Genomic DNA, 3,987 nt, shown 5'->3' with positions numbered 1-3,987 from the left:
GCTGGATTATCTTGAGCCCGTCGGGCTGGTGTGCCTCTGGCCTGCGGTTTTGTGTTGGTGGGTGTGTCCGGGACGTGCATGACGGTGGCATTGGCTGTCCTTTCCTTCTCGTGGATCCGTTATAGATTCGGGATGGTCGCGGGGTCTGGTGATGGACTTTGGCGGCGTTGTCCGAGGGCGTGTGCGAGTTGCTGTCGCAGTCGTTGATTCTCGTCGTTGAGTCGTCGGATTCTGTCGTTGGCCGCTTCGAGTCGTTGCCGTAGCGAGGCCTCGCTTGCCCGCTGTGGCCGGGATTCCGGCGTGGGCTCCGCCGCGGCCTGTATTTGACGGAGGTGTTCGATTTCGGCTCGGAGGTCGGGCTGGGTGTAGAGCCAGGACCGGGAGACCCGGGCGTATTTGGCGACGGCGTCGAAGGTGACCGGGCGGCCTTCCGCGTGCAGGGTGCGCAGCGCTTGGACGGCTTTGGACCGGGTGAGCGCCGCGCGCTGCTGTGCAGCTTTGACCAGGTGCCGGCTGTTGTCGGGGCGGTTCATCCGGCGGCCTCGGCTGGTGCGGTGTCGTCGAGGGAGTCGATGATGCGGTCCAGGTTGTGCAGCACGGTCTGGTTCATCTCGATGAGCCGGGTCTGTCCGCGGGCCTCGGCCGCGGAGAGGATCTGGACGGTCTGGCGGCGCTGCTCTTGGTGCTGGGGGAGGAACTCGGCGGTGGTGACGAACATGGGACAGGTCAGGCAGGCGTTGGCGTGCGGGCAGGACTTCTGAACCGGCAGCCCGCAGAATCCGTTCGGCAGGCTCTGCGTCGCGCGGCCGAGGCGTTGTTTGGCCCAGCTGGCTTCGGCGAGGGGACCTTGCGGGTCAATGGTGATGGTGTCGCCGTTGATGTTGACCTTGCGGGCTTTCTCCCAGTGGCGGCGCACGGTCGTATCATGCAGCCTGGCGTAATGGGCGGTCATCTCCGCCGAGGTGTGGTCGAGGAGGACCCGGACAACTTCCTGGGGAACGTCGCGGTTGATCAGTGTTGTCCCGAAGGTGTGGCGCCACTGATGCGGAGTCAGGCGCACCGCTTGCCCGTGTTCGTCGCGGATGTCGCACTGTTCCAGCCAGTCTTCAAGCTGTCCGCGGTAGGAGTGCGTGGTCAGCGGTTTTGCTCCGTCGGGGTTCATCTTCGGGGCCGGGAACAGCCAGTTGCTGCCTTCGGGGAATCGTTCACGGCCTCGTCGCTGCTGATCGAGGATGGCGGCGTGGACTTCCTCATCGAGGGGTACGAGGGCTTCGCGTTTCATCTTCCGGTTCATGTAGCGCAGGTATGGGGCACTGTCACCGTCACGGACCACGCAGTCTGATACCAGGTTGCAGGCGTCCCCGACGCGCAGTCCGCAGCGCATCAGGATCAGGGTGAGTAGCCGACTGTCGGGGCTGGTCCATTTGCCGAGGTTTTCGGGCTGGTCGAGTTGCGCCATGATGTGATCGGCCAGGGCCCTGGGCAGTCGTTTGGCCGGTCGTGGGAAGTCTTCAGGGTAGAAGTTCGCCGATGCCGGCAGGTCCTTGGCCCAGTCGTGGCGGCGAATCGCGGCGAAGAAAGCGTTCAGGGAGCTGACGTCGCGGCCACGGGAAGTCACGGCCCGTTTGTCACGGGCGAGCTCGGCAAGAAAGCGTTCCAGGATGCCGCGGTCGATGCAGTCCGGGCCGTCGGAGCCGGGGATGGTGTGGGCGAGGAACGCGGCGAACCGGTTCAGGGCGAGGAGGTCGATGCGGGCTTGGATGATTTCCCGACCGCTGGTCAGCCGCCATCGGATGAAGCGTTTTGCCAGGGCGCGCAGCCACGGTTGCGGGATCTTGTCGAAGCGGAGGGTGCCGCGGGTGTCGGTGTAGCCGAGCCGGTGCAGGGCCCAGGCGTCGCGGGAATACTCGGACTCCCAGCCGGTGCCGGCAGCGAGGTCTTCGAGCCGGGTGTAGGCAAATCGCAGGAACGCGAGTTGCCCGTTGTGGCGGTGGCTGCGGCCTGCGCCGTAGAACACTGACCACTGCTCAAGATTCCAGTCCAGCAGCGAGGTGACGCCGCTATCGGTGAGGAGCCGGATCACGGGCGTCACGACGGAGGAGCGGGTACTGGCCCGGCGTTCGTCGTGGCGGCATTGCAGGGCGTGCTGGAGCTCCAGCCGCAGCTGGGGCCGATCGTCCAGGCATCGGAAATCGAACCGGTCCAGGCCCACGCTTTCGCACCGGGTGACGAACTCTTCCATGTCCGGCGAACCGAGCGCGTGCCAGCGGGACTTGTGGTTCAGACACAACGGCGAGTTGCCTTGGGCCCAGAGGTCGCAGAATGCGAGCCTGCATTCTGGCCGTTCGGTGGCTGGCTCGGGGGAGAGGGTAGCGAGCCACTTATTCACGTCGGTCTCGCTGGAACGACTGAAGAACCCGTGATGGCTGATGCAGAGGCCGCGTCTGGCCGAACCGAAGCGGCACCAGGTGACGGTGCATGCCGCCAGGGGGCCATCGCCTACGGGTAATGGGCCGGGGCTGGCGAGGAATGACTCCAATTCGGGGCGTCCTTGGTCCAGCCAGCGCTTGTAGTGGCTTTTGCAGAGCCCTTTCACCGTACGTTGTCTTTCACACTCGTCGATCCGGCAGGGCTCGGTGTTGAAGACGAGGGAGCCCGGGGCTGGAATCACGATCCCGGGTCTGAATTCGGGCCGGACGGTGGCCATGAGTTTAGCCAACAGACCGCGACCGTCCTCGTTTTCATTCAGTGCGAGGGAGTTCACCAGGTGACCTCTTTTCCGGTCAGCAGCCCTGCCTTTTCGAGGGCGCGGCGGGCGTCCTCAACAGTGAGGTGGCCGTAGACGTCGATGGTGGTTGCGACCGATGCGTGGCCAAGCAGGCTGCTGATCACTTCGATGGGTGTCCCGGCTCGTAGCAAGCGGGTGGCATAGGTATGGCGGAACCAGTGCGGGTCAAAATCCACTCCGGTGTTCCGGCGCAGCCGCTTCACCAGGTCATAGACTGCCGCGTAGCCCATCGGGCGGCCGCGGGTGCCGGCCCACAGATTCACGAACACGTAGTCGCTGTCCAGATCGCCGTATTCCTCGTGAAGGTAGTCGCCGTAGAGCCGCACGACGTCCGCGCCGATCGGTATCGTGCGCGGCGAAACGGACTTCGCCCGGGCCCGGTTGGCGTTCACCCGCCGGCGGATCGTCAGCTCGCCCTCGGCGACTGCAATGTCCTCATGCCTTAGTCCGAGTGCTTCGCCGATACGGATTCCCGACTCCCACAGCAGGACGAACATGAACCGGTCCCTCAGCCGAGTGCACGCATCCAGCACTGCTTGTGCCTGCACCGCAGGCAGGACCGTGGGCAACCTCTTGGGCTCACGCAGCTTCACGATCCGGCGCCGCTGCGGCCTGTCCCCGGCAAGGTGGGCAAGGAACGGTCTCCATCCCGTTCTTCGGTGCCGGACCGTTTCGAACTCGGTGACAAGGTCGCCCAGCGGAACCCCATGACGGGAGTGAAACACGTAGAAGCCGCCCACCGCCGCGAGCTTGCGGTTCACCGTTCCCGGCCCGCAGTGATGGGAAGCCGACGGCAGCAGCGTCACGTCCGCGGCGCGCCCGGCAGGCGGAAGCCGCAGCCAGGCGACGAACTCGCCGACGTTCTCCAAGGCCACCTGGCGCCAATCAATGCCGCGGTGGCGAAGAAAGACGAACCAATCCTTGAGATCATGCGCATACGCCTTGAGCGTGTTCGGCGACCTCTCGACGTCGGTCAGGTAAGCCAGGAACCGCTCCACCGGCTCGACGACACCATGATCATCAAGCACAGTCCACGACTCAAGCGGCGAACCGGACACCAAAACTCGTTGAACCTGCATGAACCCTCCCGCGATCCCGTGTGATGGACAGCTTCAGATAAGCACCTCCATCACGCGGAACTGTGCGGTTACGGGCCTCGTGCTGCACGTCAAAGACACCCCGGTTCCGGCCCCAGATAA

At 64.8% G+C, this 3,987-nt stretch carries 3 protein-coding genes; all 3 read right to left on the bottom strand.

Annotation, left to right across the window (positions count from 1 at the left end; all coding sequences use genetic code 11):
* Window positions 1-119 precede the first annotated feature (119 nt).
* Genes KSW38_RS23250 through KSW38_RS23240 form a run of 3 tightly spaced genes read right to left on the bottom strand, consistent with a single transcriptional unit; the run spans window position 120 to window position 3,867 of the window.
* Window positions 120-533, bottom strand: a complete 414-nt coding sequence (locus tag KSW38_RS23250; protein WP_216927795.1) for a DUF6262 family protein — start codon at window positions 531-533, stop codon at window positions 120-122.
* The gene (locus tag KSW38_RS23245) at window positions 530-2,764 is read right to left on the bottom strand and encodes a tyrosine-type recombinase/integrase (protein WP_216927794.1); all 2,235 of its coding nucleotides are present in this window, start codon (window positions 2,762-2,764) and stop codon (window positions 530-532) included. The genes KSW38_RS23250 and KSW38_RS23245 overlap by 4 nt, the downstream gene beginning before the upstream one ends.
* Window positions 2,761-3,867 carry a tyrosine-type recombinase/integrase gene (locus KSW38_RS23240; RefSeq protein WP_216927792.1) on the bottom strand — a complete coding sequence of 369 codons (1,107 nt, stop codon included), beginning with the start codon at window positions 3,865-3,867 and terminating at the stop codon, window positions 2,761-2,763. The genes KSW38_RS23245 and KSW38_RS23240 overlap by 4 nt, the downstream gene beginning before the upstream one ends.
* Window positions 3,868-3,987: the final 120 nt, after the last annotated feature.

This window comes from Paenarthrobacter aromaticivorans (assembly GCF_019038615.1).
Taxonomy (GTDB): domain Bacteria; phylum Actinomycetota; class Actinomycetes; order Actinomycetales; family Micrococcaceae; genus Arthrobacter; species Arthrobacter aromaticivorans.
The sequence above is the reverse complement of the archived record's forward strand: the minus strand, read 5'-3'. Positions and strand labels throughout refer to the sequence as shown.